The sequence below is a fragment of the Streptomyces sp. NPDC044719 genome (assembly GCF_056433405.1).
This window is the reverse complement of record NZ_JBWKHE010000003.1, coordinates 771,460-797,169: the sequence shown is the minus strand read 5'-3', so window position 1 is coordinate 797,169 and position 25,710 is coordinate 771,460. Positions and strand designations below refer to the sequence as shown.

Here is a 25,710-nt window from a genome sequence, read left to right as displayed (position 1 = left end):
CGGGGCGTTCGCTTTCCGAACCCTGGGCGAAGACCCAGGCCTTGGCGGCCCGGGTCCCGAACAGATCCTGAACGGGCCTCAGTCCTCCGCGGGCTTCGAGGCGGTCGCCGTCTTGGCCGCCGTCTTCTTCGCCGTGGTGGTCTTCTTGGCCGTCGTCTTCTTCGCGGTCGTGGTCTTCTTCGCCGCGGTCTTCTTGGCTGCCGTCTTCTTCGCCGGGGCCTTCTTGGCCGCCTTCTTGGCAGTCTTCTTCGCCGGCCCCTTCGCCCGCTTCTCGGCGAGCAGCTCGAAGCCGCGCTCCGGGGTGATGTCCTCGACGCTGTCGCCGGAGCGCAGGGTCGCGTTGGTCTCGCCGTCGGTGACGTACGGCCCGAAGCGACCGTCCTTGACGACGACCGGCTTCTCGCTCACCGGGTCGGGGCCCAGCTCCTTCAGCGGCGGCTTGGCGGCCGCCCGGCCCCGCTGCTTCGGCTGGGCGTAGATCGCCAGCGCCTCTTCCAGCGTGATCGTGAAGAGCTGCTCCTCCGCCTGGAGCGAGCGCGAGTCCGTGCCCTTCTTCAGATACGGGCCGTAGCGGCCGTTCTGCGCGGTGATCTCCTGACCCTCGGCGTCGGCGCCGACGACACGCGGCAGCGACATCAGCTTCAGGGCGTCGTCGAGCGTCACCGTGTCCAGGGACATCGTCTTGAAGAGGGAGGCCGTACGCGGCTTGACCGCGTTCTTGCCCGTCTTCGGGGTGCCCTCGGGGAGGATCTCCGTCACGTAGGGGCCGTAGCGGCCGTCCTTGGCGACGATCGTGTGGCCGGTGGCCGGGTCGGGGCCCAGCTCGTAGTCGCCGCTCGGCTTGGCGAGCAGTTCCTCGGCGAGGTCGACGGAGAGCTCGTCCGGCGCCAGGTCGTCCGGGATGTCGGCGCGCTGGTGCTGCTCGGTGTCCTTCTCGCCGCGCTCGATGTACGGCCCGTAGCGGCCGACCCGCAGCACGATGTCGTTGCCCACGGGGAACGACGACACCTCGCGCGCGTCGATCGCGCCCAGGTCGGTCACCAGCTCCTTGAGGCCGCCGAGGTGGTCCCCGTCGCCGTTGCCGGCGTCGGCCGCACCGCCGTCGGCCGTGCCTTCACCGAAGTAGAACCGCTTCAGCCACGGCACCGACCGTGCCTCACCGCGGGCGATGCGGTCGAGGTCGTCCTCCATCTTGGCGGTGAAGCCGTAGTCGACGAGCCGCCCGAAGTGCTTCTCCAGCAGGTTGACCACGGCGAAGGACAGGAAGGACGGCACGAGTGCCGTGCCCTTCTTGAACACATAGCCGCGGTCGAGGATCGTGCCGATGATCGACGCGTACGTCGACGGACGGCCGATCTCGCGCTCTTCCAGCTCCTTGACCAGGGAGGCCTCGGTGTAGCGGGCCGGGGGCTTGGTGGCGTGCCCGTCGACCGTGATCTCCTCGGCGCTCAGGGCGTCGCCCTCGGAGACCTGGGGCAGCCGGCGCTCGCGGTCGTCGAGCTCGGCGTTCGGGTCGTCGGCGCCTTCGACGTAGGCCTTCAGGAAGCCGTGGAAGGTGATCGTCTTGCCGGACGCGCTGAACTCGACGTCCCGGCCGTCGGCCGCCGTGCCGCCGATCTTCACCGTGACGCTGTTGCCGGTCGCGTCCTTCATCTGGGAGGCGACGGTCCGCTTCCAGATCAGCTCGTAGAGCTTGAACTGGTCGCCGGTCAGCCCGGTCTCGGCGGGAGTGCGGAAACGATCACCCGAGGGGCGGATCGCCTCGTGGGCCTCCTGCGCGTTCTTGACCTTCCCGGCGTACGTCCTCGGCTGCGGCGGCAGATAGTCGGCGCCGTACAGCTGCGTGACCTGGGCGCGGGCGGCGGCGACCGCCGTGTCGCTCAGGGTCGTGGAGTCCGTACGCATGTACGTGATGTAGCCGTTCTCGTACAGCTTCTGCGCGATCTGCATCGTCGCCTTGGCGCCGAAGCCGAGCTTGCGGCTGGCCTCCTGCTGCAGCGTCGTCGTACGGAACGGGGCGTACGGCGAGCGGCGGTAGGGCTTGGACTCGACGGACCGGACGGCGAACCGCGTCTGCTCGAGGGCGGCGGCCAGGGCGCGGGCGTTCGCCTCGTCGAGGTGGAGGGTGTTCGCGCTCTTCAGCTGCCCCAGGGAGTCGAAGTCGCGGCCCTGCGCGACCCGCCTGCCGTCGACGGACTGCAGGCGCGCGACCAGCGACGACGGGTCCGAAGAGTCTCCGGCGCGGCCGGTCGCGAAAGTGCCTGTCAGGTCCCAGTACTCGGCGGAACGGAAGGCGATGCGCTCGCGTTCCCGCTCGACGACGAGTCGCGTGGCGACCGACTGGACACGGCCAGCGGACAGCCGCGGCATGACCTTCTTCCACAGGACCGGCGAGACCTCGTAGCCGTAGAGGCGGTCGAGGATGCGGCGGGTCTCCTGGGCGTCGACGAGCTTCTGGTTGAGCTGGCGCGGGTTGGCCACGGCGGCCTGGATCGCGGCCTTGGTGATCTCGTGGAAGACCATCCGCTTGACCGGGACCTTGGGCTTCAGCACCTCCTGGAGGTGCCAGGCGATGGCCTCGCCCTCGCGGTCCTCATCGGTGGCGAGGAAGAGTTCGTCGGATTCCTTCAGCAGGTCCTTGAGCTTCTTGACCTGCGCCTTCTTGTCGGCGTTGACCACATAGATCGGCTGGAAGTCGTGTTCGACGTCCACACCGAGGCGGCGGACCTCGCCCGTGTACTTCTCGGGCACCTCGGCGGCACCGTTGGGAAGGTCGCGGATGTGCCCGACGCTCGCCTCGACGATGTATCCGGGCCCGAGATAGCCCTTGATCGTCTTCGCCTTGGCAGGCGACTCGACGATGACGAGTCGGCGGCCGCCCTCTGCGGTCTCGCTGGTCGGGGACAACTTCGCTCTTCTCTCCGGTCGACGCTGGGGCCTCCCCGGAGTCGCTTATCCCGGGGCTGGGTCGTGGTGACGCTGCGGAGTGTGACGGTACAGCCCGCCCCCGTGTCAAACGGGAAAAGCCCGCAACGGCCACTCGAACGGTAACCCGACTACCACCATTCCTGCCGCCCGTAGTGCCCGGAGCAGGCCCGGCCCTATGCGGAGCGCGACCTCTCGATTACCGGCGGGCGCGACGCCGACCCGGGCTTCAGAGGCGGGTGAAGCACCATGTTCCGACCGCCAGGGCGAGCACCGCGACGACGCTCGCGAGGGTCGCCGATGCGACGGGCCTCACACCTTCGGCGACGGGCCGGTGCTGGCGTACGCGCGTCACGGTCCACGCCAGCAGTCCCGCTCCGAACAGGGAGAACACCGCTCCCGCGAAGATCGCCGGTTCGCTCTCCATGGCCCCCGTGCCCCTTTTCCCCAGTCCGCGACTCTCCAGCCCCGGGAGGCTGACACGCGTGGGCGGCGGGCAGGCGAACCGTAGGTGAACGCCGGGGCGACGGGGCGGTGGATCCGGGAGGGCCGGCCCCTCGGGACCCGTTCGGGACGAGGTGTTCAAATCGACTCGAAATTTATTGGCGGACCCCTCTCCGGGCCCCTCAGCGCGCCGCCCCGCCGGGATCCCTCAGCGGACCGGCTCCAGGAACCCCTGCTCCACGAGCAGCCGGATCTGCGCCGGTGTGCGGTCGCGCAGCAGCACCGGGTCCTCGCCGATCAGCTGGGCGATGGCGTCGAGGATGCGGCCGGCGCTCATCGTGCCGTCGCAGACGCCCGCGAAACCCGCGCCGACCGTGTCCACCCGGGTCGCCCGGCGCATGCCGCGGTTCTGGCGCAGCACGACATGCTCGGGGTCCTCGGCGCCGGGCAGCCCGACCTGTTCCTGCACGACCTCGGCGGCGAGCCGGAAGTGCCCTTCGAGCAGTCCGGCGTCGTCGTGGCCGCGGAGGTGGTCGAGCCGGTCGAAGTGGGCCCTGATGGTGTCCCCGAGCGGTTGCTCGACCGGATGCGGCCATTCCTCCACCGTCAGGGAGGGCACGGCGGCGCCCGTCCTGCGCAGGGTGATCCAGCCGAAGCCGACGGCCTTCACCTTGCGCGCCTCGAACTCGTCGAGCCATGCGTCGTACCGCGCCTGGTACTCCGCCGGGTCGCCCTCGTGGTCGCCCGAGTCCCGCAGCCACAGCTCGGCGTACTGGTTGACGTCCTGGACCTCGCGCTGCACGATCCACGCGTCGCAGCCCCGGGGCACCCATGACCGGAGCCGGTCCTGCCAGTCCTCCCCTTCCACGTGCTGCCAGTTGGCGAGGAACTGCGCGAACCCGCCCTCGTTCAGCCGCTCCCCCGCCTCCGAAACGAGCGTGCGGCACAGATCGTCCCCGCCCATGCCGCCGTCGCGGTAGGTGAGCCGGGCACCGGGAGAGATCACGAACGGCGGGTTCGAGACGATCAGGTCGTACGTCTCGTCGTCCCGGACCGGGGTGAAGAGGGAGCCCTCGCGCAGATCGGCGGCCGGGGCGCCGGACAGGGCCAGCGTGAGACCGGTGATGTGCAGCGCGCGCGGGTTGAGGTCGGTGGCCGTCACCCTGGTGGCGTGCCGGGCCGCGTGCAGCGCCTGGATGCCGGAACCCGTGCCGAGGTCGAGGGCGGCGCCGACCGGCGTACGGACGGTGATGCCCGCGAGGGTCGTGGAGGCGCCGCCGACGCCCAGGACGACGCCCTCGTCGCGGCTGCCGATCCCGCCGGCTCCGCCGACCGCGCAGCCCAGGTCCGACACGATGAACCAGTCCTCGCCGTCGGGCCCGCCGTACGGCCGCACGTCCACCGTGGCGGCGAGCTCGTCCGCACCGGCGCGCCTGAGCCAGCCGCTCTCCAGGCAGGCGTCGACGGGCAGGGCGTCCGCCACGCGCGCGTGCGGTACGGGCTGCTGCAGCAGGAACAGCCGGACGAGCATCTCCAGCGGTGTGTCCCCGCGGGTCGCCCGCAGCGCGGGCACGGTCTCGCTCCGGGCCAGCGCCGCGTACGCGGGGGCGCCGAGCAGTTCGAGCAGTCCGTCGGCGGTGAAGGAGGCCCCGAGCAGGGCGTCCCGGAGCCGGGCGGCGACCTCGGGACGGTCGGGGGCGGGCAGCGGGGGCAGGGGTGATTGGCTGGCGTTACTCACGCCCTCCATTGTGGCCGCCGGCACCGCAGGCGCACGTGGCTGTGCCGGGGATGGCATGTGCCTGTTCCTGGATCGCACGTGCCCGGGCGGGGAGCGCGCAGGGCTTTGCCGGGGAGGGGATGCGCCCCCGCTACCCGGCGGCTCACGTCACTCCCGGCTCAGCAGTCCCCGGCGCCTCGTGCTCCTCGCCCGGCTCCAGGCCGTCCAGGTCGGCGTCGCCGGCGCCCGTCTCAGGTCGCCGACGCCGGCCCCGTCGCCGCCTTGCAGCTCGACTGGCGGGCCATCGCCTGGCCGACCTCGCCCTCCTCCAGGTTGCTGAGCGCGTCGTTCCCGCTCTTGCTCAGCTTGTCCAGCTCGGTGGCGATGTCCTTGAGACCGTCGGCGAACTTGCCCTGGTCCTTGGTGTCGAGGTCGTCGACCTGCTTCTTCAGCGAGGCGTACGACGCGGAGATCGTGTTGAGCTCCTTGACCGCGTCCTTCTGCTTCGTCTCGCCGTTCTCGACGTCCGGCGCCCCGGCCTTGTTCACCGCGGCCCCGATCGCCTTGTAGGCGTCGGACATGTCCTGGAAGGCCTGTGCGTCGGTCTTCTGGACGTCCTCCGGCGTGCTGTTGTCCGAGGTCTCCTTCTGGATCGAGGCATTGGCCGACTCGATCTTCTTGGCCTGCGGCTGTACGGCGTCGCAGACGTCCTTGGCCCAGGAGTCCAGCTTCTCGTTGTCGTCGCCGCCGCAGCCCGACAGCGCCAGTACCAGTACCGCACCGCCGGACAGTGCGGCCGCGAGCTTCTTGTTCACCGGTTTGGTCCCTTCCATGGCTCTCGGCCCCGGAACATACACGCCAGAGGCACGGCAACCGCACGTCGAGCACCCATTAAGACCCTTTTGTTATCTTTTGCACCGGGCGAGACAAGGCTCACGACGTGATCGTGCGGACACACAGGGCGGGCGGACGACGCGCCAACGCGCGCCGCCCGCCCGCACCTTGAGCTGGGGCTTGACGGACCTCCCTACGAAACCACCGCCGGATCCGGAGACTTGGGTTCCGGTTCGGCGTCGTTCTCGTCACCTACGGCGATGCCGCGCCGCTTTGACACATAGACCGCCCCGGCGATCACGAGGAACGCGAGCGCCGCGATCAGGATCCGCATGCCGATGCTCTTGTCTGGGCCGTAGGAGAACTTGATCACCGCGGGCGCGATGAGCAGCGACACCAGGTTCATGACCTTGAGCAGCGGGTTGATCGCGGGACCTGCGGTGTCCTTGAACGGGTCGCCGACGGTGTCGCCGATCACGGTCGCCGCATGGGCCTCGCTGCCCTTGCCTCCGTGATGACCGTCCTCGACGAGCTTCTTGGCGTTGTCCCAGGCACCACCGGAGTTGGCCAGGAACACCGCCATCAGCGTGCCCGCGCCGATCGCGCCCGCCAGGAACGCGCCGAGCGGACCGACGCCGAGCGTGAACCCGATGAAGATCGGCGCCAGTACGGCCAGCAGACCGGGCGTGGCGAGCTCGCGCAACGCGTCCTTGGTACAGATGTCGACGACCTTGCCGTACTCCGGCTGCTCGCTGTAGTCCATGATCCCGGGCTTCTCACGGAACTGCCGCCGCACCTCGAAGACCACGGAACCCGCCGACCGCGACACGGCGTTGACCGCCAGCCCCGAGAAGAGGAAGACGACCGCCGCGCCCGCGACGAGACCCACGAGGTTGTTGGGCTGCGAGATGTCCATCATCAGGCTCATCGGGGCGCCGTCCCCGCTGAGCTTCTCGCCCACGTCACGCGCCCCGGTGATGATCGCGTCGCGGTACGACCCGAACAGCGCCGCCGCCGCGAGCACGGCCGTGGCGATCGCGATGCCCTTGGTGATCGCCTTGGTGGTGTTGCCGACCGCGTCCAGGTTGGTGAGAACCTGAGCGCCGGCGCCCTCGACGTCACCGGACATCTCCGCGATGCCCTGCGCGTTGTCGGATACCGGCCCGAAGGTGTCCATCGCGACGATCACGCCGACCGTGGTGAGCAGGCCGGTGCCGGCCAGCGCCACCGCGAACAGCGCCAGCATGATCGACGTACCACCGAGCAGGAACGCCCCGTACACGCCGAGGCCGATCAACAGGGCGGTGTAGACGGCGGATTCGAGACCGACGGAGATACCGGCGAGGACGACGGTGGCCGGACCCGTGAGCGAGGTCTTGCCGATGTCCTTGACGGGCCTGCGGGTGGTCTCGGTGAAGTAGCCGGTCAGTTGCTGGATCAGGGCGGCGAGCACGATGCCGATGGCCACCGCGACGAGCGCGAGGACCCGCGGATCGCCGTCCTTGCCCAGGATGGCGGTGTCGGTGACGCCGTCGAGCTCCGAGTACTTCCCCGGCAGGTAGACGAACACGGCCACCGCCACCAGCACGAGCGAGATCACCGCGGAGATGAAGAACCCGCGGTTGATGGCGCTCATACCGCTGCGGTCGGCGCGCCGGGGCGCCACCGCGAAGATGCCGATCATCGCGGTGATCACACCGATCGCCGGCACGAGCAGCGGGAAGCCGAGCCCGGCGTCACCGAAGGCCGCCGAGCCCAGGATCAGCGCGGCGACCAGGGTGACGGCGTACGACTCGAAGAGGTCGGCCGCCATGCCCGCGCAGTCGCCGACGTTGTCGCCCACGTTGTCGGCGATGGTCGCGGCATTGCGCGGGTCGTCCTCCGGAATGCCCTGTTCGACCTTGCCGACCAGGTCGGCGCCGACGTCGGCGGCCTTGGTGAAGATGCCGCCGCCGACACGCATGAACATCGCGATCAGCGCGGCCCCGAGGCCGAAGCCCTCGAGCACCTTCGGCGCGTCGGCCGCGTACACCAGCACCACGCACGAGGCGCCCAGCAGGCCGAGGCCCACCGTGAACATGCCGACCACGCCGCCCGTGCGAAATGCGATCTTCATCGCTTTGTGCGAGACGGCGGTCAGATCCTTTTCCGGCTCGCCTGCCGCCGGGGTGGCTTCACGCGCCGCCGCGGCGACACGCACATTGCTGCGTACGGCGAGCCACATGCCGATATAGCCGGTGGCTGCCGAGAACGCCGCTCCGATCAGGAAGAACACCGAACGTCCGGCACGCTGATTCCAGTCGTCCGCGGGCAGCAGCATGAGCAGGAAGAACACGACCACGGCGAATACGCCGAGCGTGCGCAGCTGCCGTGCCAGATAGGCGTTCGCGCCCTCCTGGACCGCCGCCGCGATCTTCTTCATGCTGTCGGTGCCCTCGCCGGCCGCGAGTACCTGGCGCACCAGGACGCCCGCGACCGCGAGCGCCGCCAGCGCGACGACCGCGATGACCACGACGAGGACGCGGTTGCCATCGGTCAGTACGGCGGCTGCGAGGTCGGTGGGATGGCCCGACTGTTGTGAGATGAAAAGCCCCGCCATTCGTCCTCCTTGACGCTTGGGCTGAGCTCAAGATGTGGACGGGATTGTAGGTACCGGAACCTGATCAAAACAGAGCGCGATAAACGGAATTGGCCTTCCAAGGTAATGCCCTGAAAGCATTCTGGAGCGCCCTTGGAGCACGCGAATGATCGTGAACGAATTCACGCGATGAACGGCACAGGAACTACTGTAAAGGCGAGCACTGACAGCCGCACATGACGAAGGGCCCCACGGGTGGGGCCCTTCGTCTGGAACGGTGTGCGCCGTGGCCGGTTCAGACCAGAATCGTCGGCGGCGGCGTGGTCGGCCACGTCATCTTGATCAATCCGCCGTGCTCTCCCGCGCTGACCTCGACGTCGTCGACGAGTCCGCTGATGACCGCGAGGCCCATCTCGTCCTCGTCGGCTTCCCCGTCGGGGTCGCCGGGGCCGGGCGCGTGCTCACCCGGGACCGCGTGCGGGGCCTCGTCGCCGACCTCGATGGAGAACTGCTTCTCCTCCTCGATCAGCAGCACCTTCACCGGTGCCGAGATCCCGACGGTCTGGTGCAGCCCGACGGCACGGGTGCACGCCTCGCCGACGGCGAGCCTGACCTCGTCGAGGACGGCCTCGTCCACTCCGGCCCTGCGCGCCACCGCTGCCGCCACCAAACGGGCGGTCCTGACGTGCTCGGGCAGCGCGCTGAAGCGGAGCTCAACGGTGGCCATGCATCCCCCTCGCAACTACGGGCGTGCTGTCGAGGGGCTCCGGGCCGCCGAAAGCCCGGGCCCCCTCGGTCTTCACTTCTGCCGAACTTCGGCCGGCCCGGGCGCGGGGCCCGGGTCCGGTGTCAGTCGGTGGCCGCAACCGCTTCCTCGACCGAGGTGTGAATCGGGAACACCTTGGTGAGGCCGGTGATACGGAAGATCTTCAGAATGCGCTCCTGGTTGCAGACCAGGCGCAGGGAGCCCTCATGGGCTCGCACGCGCTTCAGGCCGCCGACCAGTACGCCGAGTCCGGTGGAGTCGAGGAAGTCCACGCCCTCCATGTCGACGACAAGGTGGAAACTGCCGTCGTTCACCAGCTCGACCAACTGCTCGCGCAGCTTGGGCGCGGTATATACGTCGATTTCGCCACCGACCCTGACGATCGTGCGATCGCCCATGGTCTCGGTCGACAGGGACAGGTCCACGGATCCTCCAGCACCTTGCTATCGAGCGGTCGCCCTTGGGGCACTCGGCTTCAGCCCTTGGACGCTTCGCCAGCCGCGATGGCATTCAATCACTTACCGGCAGGCGTGCACGACGCCTTGGCTCCATTGTCCGTCACGCCAGTGACACACTCGGTGCCGATGGCCAAGAATCACCGATCCGATCGAACCCCGACGGACCCCGCCTCCCGACCCGCGCCGGGCGTGGTCCTGGACCGGCTCGCATCCGGTCCGAGCAGGGCTTCGCGCGTTACTCATACGGAGCACTTGCCCCCGCGCGAGGGTCGGCATGCCGTCTGGCCGGACCGGATCCGCGCGGAGGTCGTCGCCGCCGTGCGAGCGGCGGGCATCGAACATCCCTGGGCCCACCAAGCGCGCGCTGCCGAGCACGCGCTGGACGGCGAATCGGTCGTCGTCGCCACGGGCACGGCCTCCGGCAAGTCCCTGGCGTACCTCGTGCCGGTCCTTTCCACGCTTCTGGACGGCGCCGAGGCCCCGAACGGCCGCGGCGCGACCACCCTCTACCTGGCTCCCACCAAGGCTCTTGCGGCGGACCAGTGCCGCTCGGTGAAGGAACTTTCACATCCACTGGGCCATTCGGTGCGCCCGGCCGTCTACGACGGCGACACTCCGTTCGAGGAACGCGAGTGGATCCGCCAGTACGGCAACTACGTCCTGACCAACCCGGACATGCTGCACCGCGGCATACTTCCGTCCCACCCCCGCTGGTCCTCCTTCCTGAAATCGCTGAAGTACGTCGTCATCGACGAGTGCCACACCTACCGCGGGGTGTTCGGCTCGCACGTGGCTCAGGTGCTGCGCCGGCTGCGGCGGCTGTGCGCCCGCTACGGGGCCTCGCCGGTGTTCCTGCTGGCCTCCGCCACCGCCGCCGAGCCCTCGGTGGCGGCCCGCCGCCTCACCGGCCTGCCGGTACTGGAGGTCGCCGACGACGCCTCCCCACGCGGCGAACTGGTGTTCGCCCTGTGGGAGCCGCCGCTGACCGAGCTGCATGGCGAGAAGGGCGCCCCCGTCCGCCGCACGGCCACCGCCGAGGCCGCCGACCTGCTCACCGACCTCACCGTGCAGGGCGTGCGCTCGGTCGCCTTCGTACGCTCCCGGCGCGGCGCCGAGCTGATCTCGGTCATCTCCCAGGAGCGTCTGGCCGAGGTCGACCGGTCGCTGGCCCGGCGTGTCGCGGCGTACCGGGGCGGCTATCTCCCGGAAGAACGCCGCGCACTCGAACACGCCCTCCATTCGGGTGAACTCCTGGGCCTCGCCGCGACGAACGCCCTCGAACTCGGCATCGACATCTCCGGCCTGGACGCGGTCGTCATCGCCGGCTACCCGGGCACCCGCGCCTCCCTGTGGCAGCAGGCGGGCCGGGCCGGACGGTCCGGACAGGGGGCGCTGGCCGTCCTGGTGGCCCGCGACGACCCGCTGGACACCTTCCTGGTCCACCATCCGGAGGCCCTTTTCGACCAGCCCGTCGAGTCCACGGTCCTCGACCCGGACAACCCCTACGTCCTGGCCCCGCACCTGTGCGCGGCCGCGGCGGAGCTGCCCCTGACGGACGAGGACCTCGACCTGTTCGGCCCGGCCTGTGAGGGTCTCCTGCCCCAGCTGGAGGCCGCGAAGCTGCTGCGCCGCCGCACCAGGGCCTGGCACTGGACCCGCCGCGAGCGCGCAGCCGACCTGACCGACATCCGCGGTGAGGGCGGACGCCCGGTCCAGGTCGTCGAGACCGGCACGGGCCGGCTGCTCGGCACGGTCGACGCCGGCGCCGCACACTCGACGGTGCACGAAGGCGCGGTCCACCTCCACCAGGGCCGCACCTATCTGGTGCGCTCCCTGGACCTGGAGGACTCCGTCGCCCTCGTCGAGGAGGCCGCCCCGCCGTACTCCACGGTCGCCCGCGACACCACGTCGATCTCCGTCCTGGAGACGGACACCGAGATCCCCTGGGGCGACGGGCGCCTCTGCTTCGGCTCCGTCGAGGTCACCAACCAGGTCGTCTCCTTCCTCCGCAGACGGCTCATCACCGGTGAAGTGCTGGGCGAGACGAAACTCGACCTCCCTCCTCGTACGCTGCGCACCCGGGCCGTGTGGTGGACCGTCACCGAGGACCAGCTGGACCGGGCCCGCATCAACCCGGAGATCCTCGGCGGCGCCCTGCACGCCGCCGAGCACGCCTCGATCGGCCTGCTGCCCCTCTTCGCGACCTGCGACCGCTGGGACATCGGCGGCGTGTCGATCCCGCTCCATCCCGACACGCTGCTGCCCACGGTCTTCGTCTACGACGGCCACCCCGGCGGCGCGGGCTTCGCGGAGCGCGCCTTCCACACCGCCCGCACCTGGCTGACCGCCACCCGCCAGGCCATCGCCTCCTGCGAGTGCGACGCCGGCTGCCCGTCCTGCATCCAGTCCCCCAAGTGCGGCAACGGCAACGACCCGCTGCACAAGAGGGGGGCGGTGCGGCTGCTCACGGTGCTGCTGGAGGGCGCCCCCGAGGAGAAGGAGACGGAGGAGACGGACCCGGCGGAGGGCGTGGCGGCCGAGCAGCCGCCCGGAGGTCCGGAGGAACCGCGGGAGGACCGGCCCGCGTCCTCCCCGCCGCCGACGGGAGCTCCAGGGGAGCCGTCGGAGGCCCCGCCCGCGCCCTGACCTCCGCCGTGAACGGCCCGCGTCCCGACGCCGCCGTCACGTCCGAGATCTCGCCGACGACCTCGCACCGCACGAGCCGTACGCCCTGTGCCCGTGCCACCCGGTCTGCTTTGGCACAGGCCGCCGCACCGCCCTCGGCCCAGTGGTCCGCCGCCGCGAGCGCCGCGAGATCCGCACCGCCCGCCGCACGGTGCCGGATCGCGACGGCCTGTCCCAGCGCGAGGACGACGCCGAACACCACGCACAGGACGGCGATCGCCCCGACGCTCCAGACGGTGGCGGAACCCCGGTCCGAGACATCGCGCGCCATGCCCCGGCGTCTCATCTGCCCACCGCCTCCTCCACCGACGCCACGGCCTCCTCGCGCAGGGCGAAGGACAGCCCACGCAGCACCGGCGGTTCGGCCACGACGATCACCCGGACGTGTTCCGCTTCCCGGCTGACGGTCACCTCGGCGCCGGGCGGTGCCGCCTCGCGGGTCAGCCGCACGACCGCGTCGGGCGGGTCCTGGCGGGCCGCGGCGCGAGCACCCGTCCGCGCCGCGTCCACGCACTGGATCTGCGCGGCCACGGCCAGCAGTCCGCACACCAGCGCCATCGCGAACATGACCAGTACGGGCAGCACCACGGCCGACTCCGCCGTGACGAACCCCCGGTCCGAGCCCCGCTCACATCCGCGCATTGAGGGCGTCCGTCACGATGCTCTGCAGCTCCGCGCTGACCGCGCCGCCGGTGACGACCTTGTAGAGCACCACCGCGAACGCCACCGCCGCGACGATTCCCATCGCGTACTCGGACGTGACCATCCCCGCGTCCCTCCGCGCCGTACGCATTCCGCACACCAGGGCACGCAGCCGTGCCCGTACCACCTGATCCATCTCAACCTCCGTAAAAACGTCCGCATTTCTGTCGTGTGTCGCCGGCTTTTGCCGGGTGTCGCCGGCCCCTCTCGGGCCCGTGTCCCGCGTCATCCACCACCCCCTCCGAGCACCCCGCCCGCGAGCCCGAGCACCACGGGCAGTACGCCGACCGCGATGAACGCGGGCAGGAAGCACAGCCCCACCGGTGCGCTGACCATGACGCCCGCCCGGCGGGCCCTGGCCGTCGCGGCGCGGCCCCAGTCGGCCCGGGCCTCGGCGGCGAGCCGTGCGACCGGTGCGGCGGCGGGCAGTCCGGAGACACCGGCCCGTTCGAGCAACCGGGCCAGGCCTTCGGCGCCGGGGACGGCGGCCAGCCTCCGCCAGGCGGCGCCCGGTTCACCGCCCAGCCGGACCTCCGCCGCGCCTCTCGCCAGGGCGTCACCCACAGGACCACCCAGGGCCTCGCCCACCGCCTGCGCCGCGATCACCGGGCCGGCACCGGCCGCGATGCAGGCCGCCAGCAGGTCGGCCGCGAGGGGCAGTTGCCGCGTCGCCTCGGCCTGATCCGGCGCCCGCGCGTCCGTACCCGCCGCCTCCTGCTGGAGCCGCCACCGCCACATCCCCACCGCACCGGCCAGTCCCACGGCGACACCGACGAGGCCCCCAACCAGCGCCCAGCCGGCGCAGGCCACGCCCACGGGAGGCAGCCATGTCCGCGCGGCCCCGCGTAAGGCGAGGCGCGGGGCCGGAGCGGTCGCCTCCCGGGGCGACAGCTCGGCCAGCCGCCGCCGCATCCTCCGGCGGTGCCGCGACTTCGTCAGCCATCGGGCCGACCACCCGAGGGCCAGCACGATCCCCACCGCCACCCCCAGCCTGTGGACAACTTCCCCGCTCATGCCGCCTCCTCCGCGCCCCGCACGATCCGCAGCACCCACCACAGCCCAAGGCCCTCCAGCACCCCGCCGACGACCAGACAGCCCAGGCCCGCCGCGGTGTGCAGCAGGACATGGAGGGGCTCGGCGCCGAGGGCGGTGCCGATGAGAAGCCCCAGGGCCGGCAAGCAGGCGAGCATCACCGCCGTGGCCCTGGCACCCGCCAACTGGGCGCGCAGGTCCGAGCGTTGGTCGCGCTCGACGCGCAGGGCGGCGGTGAGCCGGTCGAGTCCGGCCGCGAGGCCCGCGCCCTGGTCCACGGCCACCCGCCAGCACGCCGCGAGTCCTCGCAGTCCCTCGCCCCCCGGTTGCCGGGCCGCCGCCTCGAGCGCGCCCGGTACGTCGCCGCCGAAACGCGCCGCCGCCAGAACCGTCGCCTGCGCGTCCACCAGTCCCCCGCAGTCCCGCGCGGCCCGCAACAGCGCCTCGCCCGGCTGACGTCCGGCCCGCACCTCCCCGGCGAGCGCCCCGCACAACGCGATCACCGCATCCGCCCGCCGCTCCCGGTCCCGCCCCGCCCGGCCCGCCAGCCGGACCCGCCGCAGCAACGGCACTCCGGCAGCTCCGAGGACGACCGGCAGCACCGACGCCCCGAGCACCGACAGCACCAGCCCGGCCACCGGTGACCACCACTCGGCCCGCAACCGCCCGCGAACCCGCCGCAGCCCCCCGCTCATCCGCCGCCACCCGGAGGGCCCGCTCCCGACGGCTCCGCCGCCCGCGAGCAGCAATCGCGCCCGCCGCGCCACCGAGTCCCGCTCCCCCAACAGCCAGACCCCAGCCCCCATACACGCCACGGCCGCCCCCATCGACATCTCAGCCACCCCCGCCATCACTCGGCCCCTTCAGCCCCTGCCATCGCTCAGCCCCAGTTCCTGCCATCGCTCAGCCCTCCCAGTCCCTGCCATCGCTCAGCCCCCAGTTCCTGCCATCCCTCAGCCCCCTGAGCCCCCGTCACCACTCGCCCGACGCTGTCACCGGCGCCCGGCCGGCCTCCCCCGGCCCACTGCCGCCGCCCCCGGCTCCCCCGCTTCCCCCGTGGTCCTCGCAGCCCTCGCCACCAAGCAGCCCCCGCAGCCGCTCCCACCCCCGTTCGCGCACGAAGGCCTCCGCTCCCCACCGCAGCGCCGGCACCGTCCGCACCAGCCCCGAGGGATCGCGCTCCAGCACATGCACCTCGGCGATCCGCCGCCGCCCGGCCCGGTCGCGTACGAGGTGCAGCACCACGGAGAGGGCGGCCGCCACCTGGCTGTGCAGTGCGGCCCGGTCGAGCCCGGCGGCCGTGCCGAGCGCCTCAAGCCGGGCCGGTACATCGGCGGCGGCATTGGCGTGCACGGTTCCGCAGCCGCCCTCGTGGCCGGTGTTCAACGCGGCCAGCAGATGCACCACTTCGGGTCCGCGCACCTCGCCCACGACCAGCCGGTCGGGCCGCATCCGCAGGGCCTGGCGCACCAGGTCCTCGAGGGTGACGAGGCCCGCGCCCTCCTGGTTGGCGGGTCTGGTCTCCAGCCGCACCACGTGCGGATGATCCGGCCGAAGTTCCGCCGAGTCCTCGGCGAGGACGATCCGCTCGTCCGGTCCCACCAGCCCCAGAAGGGCACTCAACAGGGTCGTCTTGCCCGAGCCCGTACCCCCGCTGATCAGGAAGGACAGCCGTGCGTCGAGCAGCGCGCGCAGCACGCGGTCCCCGTCCGGCGGCACCGTGCCCGCCGTGACCAGCTCGCCGAGGGTGAAGGCACGCGGCCGTACGACCCGCAGCGACAGACAGGCGCAGCCCACGGCCACCGGTGGCAGCACCGCGTGCAGCCGGGTCCCGTCGGGCAGCCGGGCGTCGACCCAGGGCCGGGCGTCGTCCAGGCGGCGCCCGGCCACGGCGGCGAGGCGCTGGGCGAGTCGCCGTACGGCGCCCGCGTCCGCGAACCGCACCGGCGTGAGCTCCAGTCCGCCACCCCGGTCCACCCAGACCCGGTCCGGGGCCGACACCAGCACGTCCGTCACCGAGGGGTCGGCGAGCAGCGGCTCAAGCGGTCCGCTGCCGACCAGTTCGGACCGCAACTCTGCGGCAGCGCCCAGGACTTCGGCGTCTCCGAGCACCCGCCCCTGCTCCCGCAGGGCCTGGGCCACGCGCGCGGGGGTCGGCTCGGCCCCGCTCTCGGCCAGCCATCGCCGCACCCCGTCGAGCAGCCCGGCGCCCTCCGGTCCGGGCGTCGTTTCGGTCATCGCGCTCATGGGGCGCCCGCCTCGACGAGCGCCCGCTCCCAGAACCCCTTGCAGAACCGGGCGAGCGGTCCGCGCGGGGCGCCACCCGGTGGTGCCGTGCCCTCGTCCGGGCGCAGCAGTCCGGGCTCGACCGGCACCTCGCCGGCCAGGGGCAGTCCGAGCAGCCGGGCCACCTCCCGGTCGTCGAGCCCCGGCGGGTACGGCCCGCGGACCGCCACCCGCAGATCGCGCAGGACCATGCCGACAGCGGACGCCACGCGGCCGGCCGCCGCGACGGCCCGCAGCTCGGCGGGCACCACCAGCACGCCGACGTCCAGCTGGGTGAGCACCTCGGCGACCCCGTCGTCGATACGGCGTGGCAGGTCGACCACGACCGTGCCGCCCCGGCGGCGGGCCGCCGCGAGCACCGCGCGCACCGCCTGGGGCGGGACGGCGATCCGGTCGCCGCGGTCCCAGCTGAGCACCCGCAGCGAGTGCAGCTCGGGCAGCGACTCCTCCAGGGCACCCCCGCCGACCCGTCCGCGGGAGGAGGCGAACGCGGGCCAGCGCAATCCTTCGGCCGTCTCACCGCCGAGGAGTACGTCGAGTCCGCCGCCCAGCGGATCGGCGTCCACGAGGAGCGTGCGCAGCCCCTCCCGCGCGGAGGTGACGGCCAGCGCGCACGCGAGCGTGGACGCTCCGGCCCCGCCACGGCCTCCGATGACGCCCACCGTGAGGGCGGGCCGCCCGACGCCCTCTGCCACGTCGGCGATACGGTCGACGAGCCACTGCTCGCCGTCGGGCAGCATCAGGACGTGCTCGGCGCCGATCTCGACGGCCCGCCGCCACACCCCCGAGTCGTCCAGGTCCCGGCCGACGAGGACGACGCCCCTTCTGCGCACGGTCCCGCGTACGCGCCGCGCGGCGTCGTCGCCCACGAGGACGAGCGGCGCGGCCTCCCAGCCGCCTCTGCGCTCCGGCACCCCGTGGTGCACCTCGGGCGTGGCGCCCGCCGCCGCGCACAGGCGCAGCAAGTCGTCGAGGAGGTCGGTGTCCTCGGTGACGATCAATGGTCCGCCCTGCCGCCCTCCGGCGGCCGGTGGCGGATCGTGTGTGACGGCTCCGGCCACGGTCATCCCCCTTCACTGCTTGCCTCGCGCGGCCCTGCGGCCCCGCGATTCCCGAACGTGGGAAGAACCGACAAGGCGGCCTCCCTATGAACGGCCGACAGAAACCGGCCAAACGCCCCCCGGCAATCGGAACCGGCCATGAACTCGCCGCGAGCGGGACGCGCAGGAATCACGGTGCAGCGATCCCGAAAATCGTGTGGATCTTGGTGGATAACTGTGGACGCTTCGACAGTTGTGAATATCGCCGTCACCCATACCGGTGAGCTCCACAGGCCCTCTGTGCGACTTCCACAGAGCAGTCCGACAGCTACACATGGTGACGAATCATGCGCATGACAAGACTGCTGCCAGCGCCACATCAGAGCGCCGATCCGGGCGCACGAAGAAGGAGAAAACCCACCCGGACATGCGACGACCCCCGCCGGGGGGGAGAGCGGGGGTCGTCCCCACGGCCGACTCGGGGGGGAGGAGTCGGGCCGGGTTAGCACGGTCGCGAACGATCCGTGACTTCCATGGTGTACCCGAGAGCCCTCTCAGGCAAACCCACGCGCCCCACCTTACGCCGAATGGGCTGCCCCTATGCTCAGGGGCGTGGAAAACCACTCGTTGCCCCGCACAGCGGCCTTCTTTGACCTGGACAAGACGGTCATTGCGAAGTCGAGCACGCTCACGTTCAGCAAGTCGTTCTACCAAGGCGGTCTGATCAACCGCAGGGCTGTCTTGCGCACCGCATATGCCCAGTTCGTCTTCCTGGCCGGCGGTGCCGACCACGACCAGATGGAGCGTATGCGCGCCTACCTGTCCGCGCTGTGCCGCGGCTGGAACGTGCAGCAGGTGAAGGAGATCGTCGCCGAGACGCTGCACGATCTGATCGACCCGATCATCTACGACGAGGCCGCCTCCCTCATCGAGGAACACCACACCGCGGGCCGCGACGTCGTGATCGTGTCCACGTCGGGCGCGGAGGTGGTCGAGCCGATCGGTGAACTGCTCGGCGCGGACCGCGTGGTGGCGACCCGCATGGTCGTGGGCGACGACGGCTGCTTCACCGGCGAGGTGGAGTACTACGCGTACGGCCCGACCAAGGCCGAGGCCATCAGGGAGCTGGCCGCGTCCGAGGGGTACGACCTCAGCCGCTGCTACGCCTACAGCGACTCGGCGACCGACGTCCCGATGCTGGAGTCCGTCGGCAACCCCCATGCCGTGAATCCGGACCGCGCGCTGCGCCGCGAGGCCCTCGCGCGCGAGTGGCCGATTCTGGACTTCCACCGCCCGGTCCGGCTCAAGCAGCGCATTCCCGCGTTCTCCGTACCGCCGCGTCCGGCGCTCGTCGCGGTCGCCGCGATAGGTGCCGCGGCGGCCACCGCGGGTCTCGTCTGGTACGCCAACCGGCGCCGGACGTCGGTCGCCTGACCCGATACGGCCCCAAGTCCTATTTGAACCCAAAAGTAAAGAAGTGCAGCCTGGACTTCCGCTTACTGCGGGGCAGGAGTACAAAGGACTCAACGGCCCGCGAGACCAAGGACATCCGAGAGGATCACCTTAAATACGCATTTGGCCCCACGGACCGCGCATGAACACCGGGCACCCACGCGACGTCGACCCGTCGAATACGGGCCAGCCGCACCAGGTGACGGGCTAAGTTCCCGACCTGATGGGCATATACCGAGGACGCTTGGTAACCCGATGCTCATGCCAGCGGCGGTACGAGTTTCTCGTACCGCCGCATCTCTTTCCGGCCACCCTTCCGCTCCCGGCGCCCTTCCGGTCCCGGCCCTTCCGGCTCAGTGTCACGCCGCTCCGCGCTGGAGCGCCTCGCACACCGCCGTCGACTCGCGTGCCCCCAGTTCGACCGCCCTGCCGCAGTGGGCGATCCAGGCGGCCACGCCCTCCGGCGTACCGGAGACGTACCCGTCGAGGGCTTCCAGATAGGCGCCCCGGCCCAGCTCGGCATGGCCGACCTCGGCCGGGCAGACCGACTTCGGGTCCAGGCCGCTGCCGACCAGGACGATGCGCTCGGCCGTGCGCGCGACCAGGCCGTTGTGGGACGTGAAGGGGCGCAGCGCGAGGAGTTCGCCGTGTACGACGGCGGCCGTCACCAGCGCCGGTGCGGTGCCGCCCGCGATGATCAGTCCGGCCAGCCCCTCCAGCCGGCCGTGCGTCTCGGCCGCGCTCGGCAGCGGCAGGGCCACGAGCGGCTCGTCGACCGGCTCGCCCTCCTGCCGGGGCCGCCCCACCTGATCGGCCTGGTCGGCGGCCGCGACCAGGTGCAGCCGGGCCAGCACCCTCAGGGGTGACTGCCGCCAGATCGACAGCAACTGACCCGCCTCCGCGGTGAGCCGCAGTGCGGCGCCCACGGTGTGCGCCTCGTCGTCACCGCCGAAGTCCGTACGTCGGCGCACCTCCTCCAGGGCCCAGTCCGCGCCGGACAGGGCCGCCGAGCCACGGGCGCCGCGCAGGGCCGCCTCGGAGGTGACCGCGTTGCTGCGCCGCCGCATGATCCGGTGCCCGTAGACCCGGTCCACGGCCTTGCGCACGGACTCCACGGACTCGGCCACCCCGGGCAGCGCCCCCAGGGTCGCGAGGGGGTCGGCGGTCGCACCTGCTGTACTCATGAGTACGACCCTACGCACCCCGGGGGCCCTCCCCACGGCGGAGTGGCCTTCTTCACTGCGCTACCGCTTCGCCGCCGGAGCCCCGGGCACGCCCCTCGGGGCCGGGGCGGGGCCGCCGGCGAGGAAGGACGCCCAGCCCTGCTTCGGCTTCTCGCCGACCTTCAGGGAGCGCAGCTTCTCCAGCGTCGCCGGGTCCTGGGCGTCCAGCCAGTCCACGAGCCGGCGGAACGAGACACAGCGCACCTCCTTCTTGGTGCACACCGCCTCGATGACCTCCTCGACGGCCCGCATGTAGGTGCCGCCGTTCCAGGACTCAAAGTGGTTGCCGATGATCAGGGGCGCGCGGTTGCCGTCGTAGGCCCGGTAGAAGCCCTTGAGCAGGCCGTCGCGCATCTGGTCGCCCCAGAGGTCGAACTTGCCGGGGTCGCCCTGGGTGGTGGTGCCCGACTGGTTGACCATGAAGTTGTAGTCCATGGTGAGCTGCTCGTAGGAGTGCCCGGGGAAGGGCACGAGCTGCATGGACACGTCCCACAGGCCCTGCTTCCGCTCGGGCCAGACCTGGTCGTTGACGCCGCTGGTGTCGTAGCGGAAGCCCAGCTCGCGGGCCGCCCTCATGAAGTTCCGCCGGCCTTCGAGGCAGGGGGTGCGGGCGCCGATGAGCTCCTTGTCGTAGTCGAAGGGGAGTGGGGACGCGTTGCGCATGCCGGTGTTGGTCTTCCAGGTCTTCACGAACTGCTTGGCCTGGGCGATCTCGTCCTTCCAGTCCTCCACCGACCACTCGCCGACCCCGCCGCCGCTGCCGCAGAAGTGGCCGTTGAAGTGCGTGCCGATCTCGTTGCCCTCCAGCCACGCCAGGCGCAGCTGCTTCGCTGTGGCGGCGATGCCGCGGCGGTCGTTGAAGCCGATGTCGGAGCGGCCCGGGGAGTGCTGCGGCGGCCGGTAGAGGTCGCGTTTCTCGTCCGGCAGCATGTACACGCCGCTCAGGAAGTACGTCATCGTCGCGTCGTTGGCCTTGGCGACCTCGCGGAAGCGGGAGAACAGCCTCTGGCCGTCCTCGCCCGCGCCGTCCCAGGAGAAGACGACGAACTGCGGGGGCGTCTGGCCGGGCCGCAGCCGTTCGGGCCTCGGCAGGTGGGGCTGGGCGCCGGTGTAGGCGGTGGAGCCGTCCCCGATCAGCCGGACCGTGCTCTTCGGCGCCTGGGCCGGCTTCGCCGTCCGCGGGGTGGGGGCTGCTTCGTGCCGGGAAGTGCCGGTCGAGCAACCGGCGAGCGGTGCGGCACAGACAGCGGCGATCAAGGAGCCCGCGGCGATCCTGTGGATGGCGGCCATGTGTCGCCCACCTTCTTCCTTCTCTCGGGTGCCGACAGCGCCGCCAAATTCGCACGGGACCGAGAAGGAATTAGTACGACAAGCCGATCAAATAGCCACTTCACTCGTCGGGGTGATTTATTCGCCCATTTGCCCGTAAAGTCTATGCCCGCCCTTTACTCTGCATTACGATCCGTTTACCGAGCGTTGATTCATCCCGCCGATTTACGCCGTGACCTACGGCCGCGACCGAACCCCGCCCCGAGCGGGAGCCCAGTTACGCGACCGCGCAGCCCCGGAGGAGACGGGAAACAATGTCTGCCTGCGTCCCCACACGCGCCGCCGACCAGAACCGGACCGAGCGCACCCACCCGCCCCACAGCCCGCCACCGGCCGGCCCCCGCCGCTTCCGGATCGCGGGTGCCGACGTGTCGGCCTCGATCGCGGTCTTCCTGATCGCCCTGCCCCTGTCCCTGGGCATCGCCCTCGCCACCGGCGCCCCCCTGCAGGCCGGCCTCGTCGCCGCCGCCGTGGGCGGACTCGTCGCCGGACGGCTCGGCGGCTCCCCGCTCCAGGTGAGCGGACCGGCCGCCGGACTCACGGTCGTCACCGCCGACCTCATCCTGCGCTACGGCTGGCGGACGACCTGCGCCATCACCGTCCTCGCCGGCCTCGCCCAACTCGGCCTGGGCTGTCTGCGCGTGGCCCGCGGCGCCCTCGCCGTCAGCCCCGCCATCGTGCACGGCATGCTCGCCGGAATCGGCGTGACCATCGCCGTCGCCCAGTTGCACATCGTGCTCGGTGGCACCCCGCAGAGCTCCGTCCCCGACAACCTCCGCGCACTGCCCGCCCAGTTGGCGCAGGTGCACCCGGCGGCCGTCTCGGTGAGCGCGCTGACCCTCGCGCTGCTGCTGCTCTGGCCGAGACTGCCCGGCCGGGCCGGACGCCTGCTGCGCAAGATCCCGGCCGCGCTCGTCGCCGTGGCCGGAGCCACCGCGGTCGCCGCCCTCGCCGGGCTGCGCCTGCCCAAGGTCGACCTGCCGTCCTGGAGCAACCACGCCCTGGCCGGACTGCCCGAGGGCCCCGTGCTCGGCCTCGTCGCCGCCGTGCTCACCACCACGCTGGTGTGCAGCGTGCAGTCCCTGCTCGGCGCGGTCGCCGTGGACAAGCTGGTCGCCGGGCGTCCCGGTCTGTCGACCCAGGTCGGGCGCTCCAACCTCGACCGCGAACTGCTCGGGCAAGGCGCCGCGAACATCGTCTCCGGATCGCTCGGCGGCCTGCCCATCGCCGGTGTGGCCGTGCGCAGTTCGGCGAATGTGCACGCGGGTGCGGTGAGCCGGAACTCCACGATGCTGCACGGCGTTCTCGTAGTGATCGCCGCACTGCTGATGGTTCCGCTCCTGGAGCTCATCCCGCTCGCCTCGCTCGCCGCCCTGGTGATGGCCGTCGGCATCCAGATGGTGTCCCTGAACCACATCCGCACGGTGACGCGCCACCGGGAAGTGTGGGTCTACGCCGTCACCACCCTGGGCGTCGTGTCCCTCGGCGTCCTGGAGGGCGTGGCGCTGGGCGTCGCCATGGCCGTCGGCGTCGCCCTGCACCGTCTCACCCGCACCCGCATCACGCACGACGAGAGGGAAGGAGTCCATCACGTACACGTCAGAGGACAGCTGACGTTCCTCGCGGTCCCTCGGCTCAGCCGGGCCCTGCATCGCGTACCCCACGGTGCCGACGCCGTCGTCGAGCTGGACGGTTCGTTCATGGACCACGCGGCGTACGAGACGTTGCAGGACTGGCAGAAGACGCACACCGCGCAGGGCGGCACCGTGGAGATCGCCGGCCGGCATCCCGGCACCCGCGTCTCCGAGCCCCAGCCCCTCACCGACTGCCGTTGCCGACCCTGGACACCCTGGCGCAACCACCAGTGCGACCGCCCCGGGCCCGCACCCCACTTCAAGCACACCCCGGACGGCACAGACCGCCCCGAGCCGGACCCGGCGGGTCCCGGCGGGGCCAGCGGGCACGAACTGGCGCGTGGCATCAGCGCGTTCCAGCGCAACACCGCGCCCCTGGTGCGCAGTGAACTGGCCCGGCTGGCGCGCGAGGGGCAACGCCCTTCGCAGCTCTTCCTGACCTGCGCCGACTCACGACTGGTCACCTCGATGATCACCTCCAGCGGTCCGGGCGACCTGTTCGTCGTGCGCAACGTGGGCAACTTCGTCCCGCGCCCGGGCGAGGAGAGCGGGGACGACTCGGTGGCCGCGGCGATCGAGTACGCGGTGGACGTGCTGAAGGTCCGGTCCATCACGGTGTGCGGGCACTCCGGGTGCGGAGCGATGCAGGCGCTGCTCGGCTCCGAACCCGGCGGCACCCGCACCCCGCTCGAGCGATGGCTGCGGCACGGACTGCCCAGCCTGGAGCGCGTGGCCGACGACGGCCTGCGGGGCAGGCTCGCCGGACGGGCGCCCAAGGACGCGGTCGAGCAGCTCTGCCTGACCAATGTGGTCCAGCAGTTGGAGCATCTGCGCGCCCACGACTCGGTCGCCCGCGCCCTGAAGGAGGGCGAGCTGGAGCTGCACGGCATGTACTTCCACGTGGGCGAGGCCCAGGCCTATCTGCTCACCGAGGTGGACGGGGACCGGGTGTTCGACCACGTACGGGAGGCCGGCCTGCCGGCGTGAGCGCGGGGCCCCGCCCCACGGCAGCCGACCGAGGCGGAGGTCCGCACCCAGCGGCCCCTGTCCACCCGGCGGCCCCTTCCACCCGGCGGCCCCTGTCGGGGCAGGTCGGGCCGAGGCGGGCGGCAACCCCCGTACGCCGCCCGCCGCCCGCCGCCCGCCGCCCGCCGGCGCCCTCAGCCCTGAGACTCCGGCTCGCACGGCGCGATCTTGCCCTTGATCGCGTAGAACGACTCGGAGTTGAGCCCGGGCTTGCCGTCCTTGCGGCTGGTGTTCTCCATGCCCAGGGAGTCGCCCGGGTGCAGGGTGACCTGCCAATTGCGGTGGAAGGCCGGGTCGGTCGGGCCGCCGACGGGGACGGAACCCTCCTCGGGCGGATCGCCGATGAACGCCCGTGCCACGCTGCTCGCCAGCATCTTGCCGCGCGGCTGCGCGCAGTGGTGGCCGAAGGGGAGGCTGTCGATGGTCACGTGAATGCCCTCGTCCCTCAGGCGTTCGGCCAGCCGGCGCTGGGCGTCCTGGCCTATCGCGATCTTCGTGAGGGTGAGCGTGACGCTGCCGTCGCCGTGCCGTTCCACCGCGTACGCCGGGGACTCACCCGGTGAGCCCGGCACGAGCGCCAGCACCAGCCCGGTGACGGCGCAGGCGCCCGCGGTCAGGGCGAGACGCCGCCCCGTGAGCACCCTCGCGAACGGGGAGCGTCGCGCCGTGACCGCCTCGGCGGGACCGGTGGCCCCTCGCATCTCGATCTCGCGCCGCAGCTCGGCCAGCAGCCGGTCCTCGAACCTGGTCCTCGTGGTCATGCCTCTCCTCCGGATTCTCCGGCTCCGCCGGTGACGTACGACAGGGACGCGCCGGGCGGGGCCTCCGGCGCCGGATCCGCTTCCGCCCGCAGGGCCTTGCGGGCCCGGTGCAGCCGCACCCGGGCCGTGACCTGGCGGATGCCGAGCGCGGCGGCGGCCTCGGTCACGGTGAGCTGGTCCACGGCGACGAGTTCGACGACGGCCCGTTCACCGTCCGGCAGCCGCTCCAGCGCGGCCAGCGCCCGGCGCCCCGGGCTCTCGGCGTCGAGCTTGTCCTCGAGCCGCGCGATGTCATCGGGCTCCAGCAACCGCCGCCCCGAGATACGGAGGTTCCGCGCCGCCTCCCGGGCGACCCGGCGGCGCTCGGAGGAGACGATGTTGCGTGCGATGCCGTACAGCCAGGCCCGCTCGTCGCCCCGGCCGGGGCGGTAGGTGTGGGCGGAGTCGAGCGCCGCGAGGAAGACCTCGGCGGTCAGGTCCGCCACCGTGTGGACGTCGGCGACACGCCGGGCCACGAAAGACATCACGGCGTCCACATGGCGCCGGTAGAACTCTTCGAAGAGCTGCGGGTCGTGGGCCGCCGCTGCGGGCCCGCCCCGTATGCCGTCCACTCGGCTGTCCTCTCTCTCGGTGCGCCTCACTGGTAGTTGGGCGGGACTGTGAGAGGCGTTACAGAGAATGAACCCTGCCTGGTCGGCGTCCGTGGGTACGGATGACCCCGCCGCCGAAACGGACCTCCGAGAGGTCTAAACCAATCGGCGGTCGGCCCTTGTCATCGCACCCCCGGGTCTGATGAGCTGTGGCCTGGGACACAACGG

At 71.7% G+C, this 25,710-nt stretch carries 20 protein-coding genes and 1 pseudogene; 3 read left to right on the top strand and 18 right to left on the bottom strand.

The features are described 5' to 3' along the window. Window positions 1-78: 78 nt before the first annotated feature. The 7 genes from topA to bldG all read right to left on the bottom strand — a co-directional run bounded on the left by topA (window position 79) and on the right by bldG (window position 9,689). Window positions 79-2,907: a type I DNA topoisomerase gene (gene topA, locus AC07DF_RS15175; protein ID WP_478970708.1), complete on the bottom strand. Its 2,829-nt coding sequence runs from the start codon at window positions 2,905-2,907 to the stop codon at window positions 79-81. A gap of 247 nt (window positions 2,908-3,154) precedes the next feature. Further along, window positions 3,155-3,352 (bottom strand): hypothetical protein, encoded by a 198-nt coding sequence (locus tag AC07DF_RS15170; RefSeq protein WP_478970706.1) that lies wholly within the window; start codon window positions 3,350-3,352, stop codon window positions 3,155-3,157. Between the two features lie 225 nt (window positions 3,353-3,577). Continuing rightward, window positions 3,578-5,116 (bottom strand): DUF7059 domain-containing protein, encoded by a 1,539-nt coding sequence (locus AC07DF_RS15165; protein WP_478970704.1) that lies wholly within the window; start codon window positions 5,114-5,116, stop codon window positions 3,578-3,580. Window positions 5,117-5,337: 221 nt separating this feature from the next. Then, the gene (locus AC07DF_RS15160) at window positions 5,338-5,919 is read right to left on the bottom strand and encodes a small secreted protein (RefSeq protein WP_478970703.1); all 582 of its coding nucleotides are present in this window, start codon (window positions 5,917-5,919) and stop codon (window positions 5,338-5,340) included. Window positions 5,920-6,113: 194 nt separating this feature from the next. Then, window positions 6,114-8,519, bottom strand: a complete 2,406-nt coding sequence (locus AC07DF_RS15155; RefSeq protein ID WP_478970701.1) for a sodium-translocating pyrophosphatase — start codon at window positions 8,517-8,519, stop codon at window positions 6,114-6,116. A 274-nt stretch (window positions 8,520-8,793) separates the two neighbouring features. After that, window positions 8,794-9,225 (bottom strand): ATP-binding protein, encoded by a 432-nt coding sequence (locus AC07DF_RS15150; RefSeq protein WP_382491091.1) that lies wholly within the window; start codon window positions 9,223-9,225, stop codon window positions 8,794-8,796. 122 nt (window positions 9,226-9,347) lie between these two features. Next, window positions 9,348-9,689, bottom strand: coding sequence for an anti-sigma factor antagonist BldG (gene bldG / locus AC07DF_RS15145; protein WP_003991900.1), 342 nt, complete (start codon window positions 9,687-9,689; stop codon window positions 9,348-9,350). A gap of 78 nt (window positions 9,690-9,767) precedes the next feature. Here bldG and AC07DF_RS15140 point away from each other — a divergent pair, with 78 nt between their 5' ends. Beyond that, entirely contained in the window at window positions 9,768-12,368 is a 2,601-nt protein-coding gene (locus AC07DF_RS15140) for a DEAD/DEAH box helicase (RefSeq protein WP_478970698.1), read from the top strand. Window positions 12,369-12,408: 40 nt separating this feature from the next. Here the strand turns inward: AC07DF_RS15140 and AC07DF_RS15135 are convergent. The 7 genes and pseudogenes from AC07DF_RS15135 to ssd form a co-directional block, all read right to left on the bottom strand. Beyond that, window positions 12,409-12,678 (bottom strand): annotated as a pseudogene (locus AC07DF_RS15135) (Rv3654c family TadE-like protein); the annotation flags it as partial. An 11-nt stretch (window positions 12,679-12,689) separates the two neighbouring features. Then, window positions 12,690-13,049: a TadE family type IV pilus minor pilin gene (locus AC07DF_RS15130; protein ID WP_478970696.1), complete on the bottom strand. Its 360-nt coding sequence runs from the start codon at window positions 13,047-13,049 to the stop codon at window positions 12,690-12,692. Next, window positions 13,036-13,245, bottom strand: a complete 210-nt coding sequence (locus tag AC07DF_RS15125; protein WP_478970695.1) for a DUF4244 domain-containing protein — start codon at window positions 13,243-13,245, stop codon at window positions 13,036-13,038. The genes AC07DF_RS15130 and AC07DF_RS15125 overlap by 14 nt, the downstream gene beginning before the upstream one ends. A gap of 89 nt (window positions 13,246-13,334) precedes the next feature. Then, window positions 13,335-14,123 carry a type II secretion system F family protein gene (locus tag AC07DF_RS15120; RefSeq protein WP_478970693.1) on the bottom strand — a complete coding sequence of 263 codons (789 nt, stop codon included), beginning with the start codon at window positions 14,121-14,123 and terminating at the stop codon, window positions 13,335-13,337. Further along, on the bottom strand, window positions 14,120-14,992 hold the full coding sequence (locus AC07DF_RS15115) for a type II secretion system F family protein (protein WP_478970691.1): 873 nt from the start codon (window positions 14,990-14,992) through the stop codon (window positions 14,120-14,122). The genes AC07DF_RS15120 and AC07DF_RS15115 overlap by 4 nt, the downstream gene beginning before the upstream one ends. A 121-nt stretch (window positions 14,993-15,113) precedes the next feature. Next, complete coding sequence (locus tag AC07DF_RS15110) at window positions 15,114-16,388, bottom strand: TadA family conjugal transfer-associated ATPase (RefSeq protein WP_478970689.1); 1,275 nt, start codon at window positions 16,386-16,388, stop codon at window positions 15,114-15,116. After that, window positions 16,385-17,488 (bottom strand): septum site-determining protein Ssd, encoded by a 1,104-nt coding sequence (gene ssd / locus AC07DF_RS15105; RefSeq protein ID WP_478970687.1) that lies wholly within the window; start codon window positions 17,486-17,488, stop codon window positions 16,385-16,387. The genes AC07DF_RS15110 and ssd overlap by 4 nt, the downstream gene beginning before the upstream one ends. Window positions 17,489-18,067: 579 nt before the next feature. Here ssd and AC07DF_RS15100 point away from each other — a divergent pair. Next, window positions 18,068-18,901, top strand: a complete 834-nt coding sequence (locus AC07DF_RS15100) for an HAD family hydrolase (RefSeq protein WP_478970685.1) — start codon at window positions 18,068-18,070, stop codon at window positions 18,899-18,901. Between the two features lie 377 nt (window positions 18,902-19,278). On the opposite strand, the gene AC07DF_RS15095 is transcribed toward AC07DF_RS15100, so the two are convergent. Both AC07DF_RS15095 and AC07DF_RS15090 read right to left on the bottom strand, forming a co-directional pair. Then, window positions 19,279-20,103, bottom strand: coding sequence for a Fic family protein (locus AC07DF_RS15095; RefSeq protein ID WP_478970683.1), 825 nt, complete (start codon window positions 20,101-20,103; stop codon window positions 19,279-19,281). 60 nt (window positions 20,104-20,163) lie between these two features. Then, window positions 20,164-21,432, bottom strand: a complete 1,269-nt coding sequence (locus AC07DF_RS15090) for a polysaccharide deacetylase family protein (protein ID WP_478970681.1) — start codon at window positions 21,430-21,432, stop codon at window positions 20,164-20,166. 293 nt (window positions 21,433-21,725) lie between these two features. Here AC07DF_RS15090 and AC07DF_RS15085 point away from each other — a divergent pair, with 293 nt between their 5' ends. Then, window positions 21,726-24,092, top strand: a complete 2,367-nt coding sequence (locus AC07DF_RS15085; RefSeq protein ID WP_478970680.1) for a bifunctional SulP family inorganic anion transporter/carbonic anhydrase — start codon at window positions 21,726-21,728, stop codon at window positions 24,090-24,092. Between the two features lie 173 nt (window positions 24,093-24,265). Here the strand turns inward: AC07DF_RS15085 and AC07DF_RS15080 are convergent, their stop codons facing one another. Together AC07DF_RS15080 and AC07DF_RS15075 are read right to left on the bottom strand one after the other, a co-directional pair. Further along, complete coding sequence (locus tag AC07DF_RS15080; protein WP_478970678.1) at window positions 24,266-24,892, bottom strand: hypothetical protein; 627 nt, start codon at window positions 24,890-24,892, stop codon at window positions 24,266-24,268. Continuing rightward, window positions 24,889-25,503: an RNA polymerase sigma factor gene (locus tag AC07DF_RS15075; RefSeq protein WP_478970676.1), complete on the bottom strand. Its 615-nt coding sequence runs from the start codon at window positions 25,501-25,503 to the stop codon at window positions 24,889-24,891. Before AC07DF_RS15075 ends, AC07DF_RS15080 begins: the two co-directional genes overlap by 4 nt. Window positions 25,504-25,710: the final 207 nt, after the last annotated feature.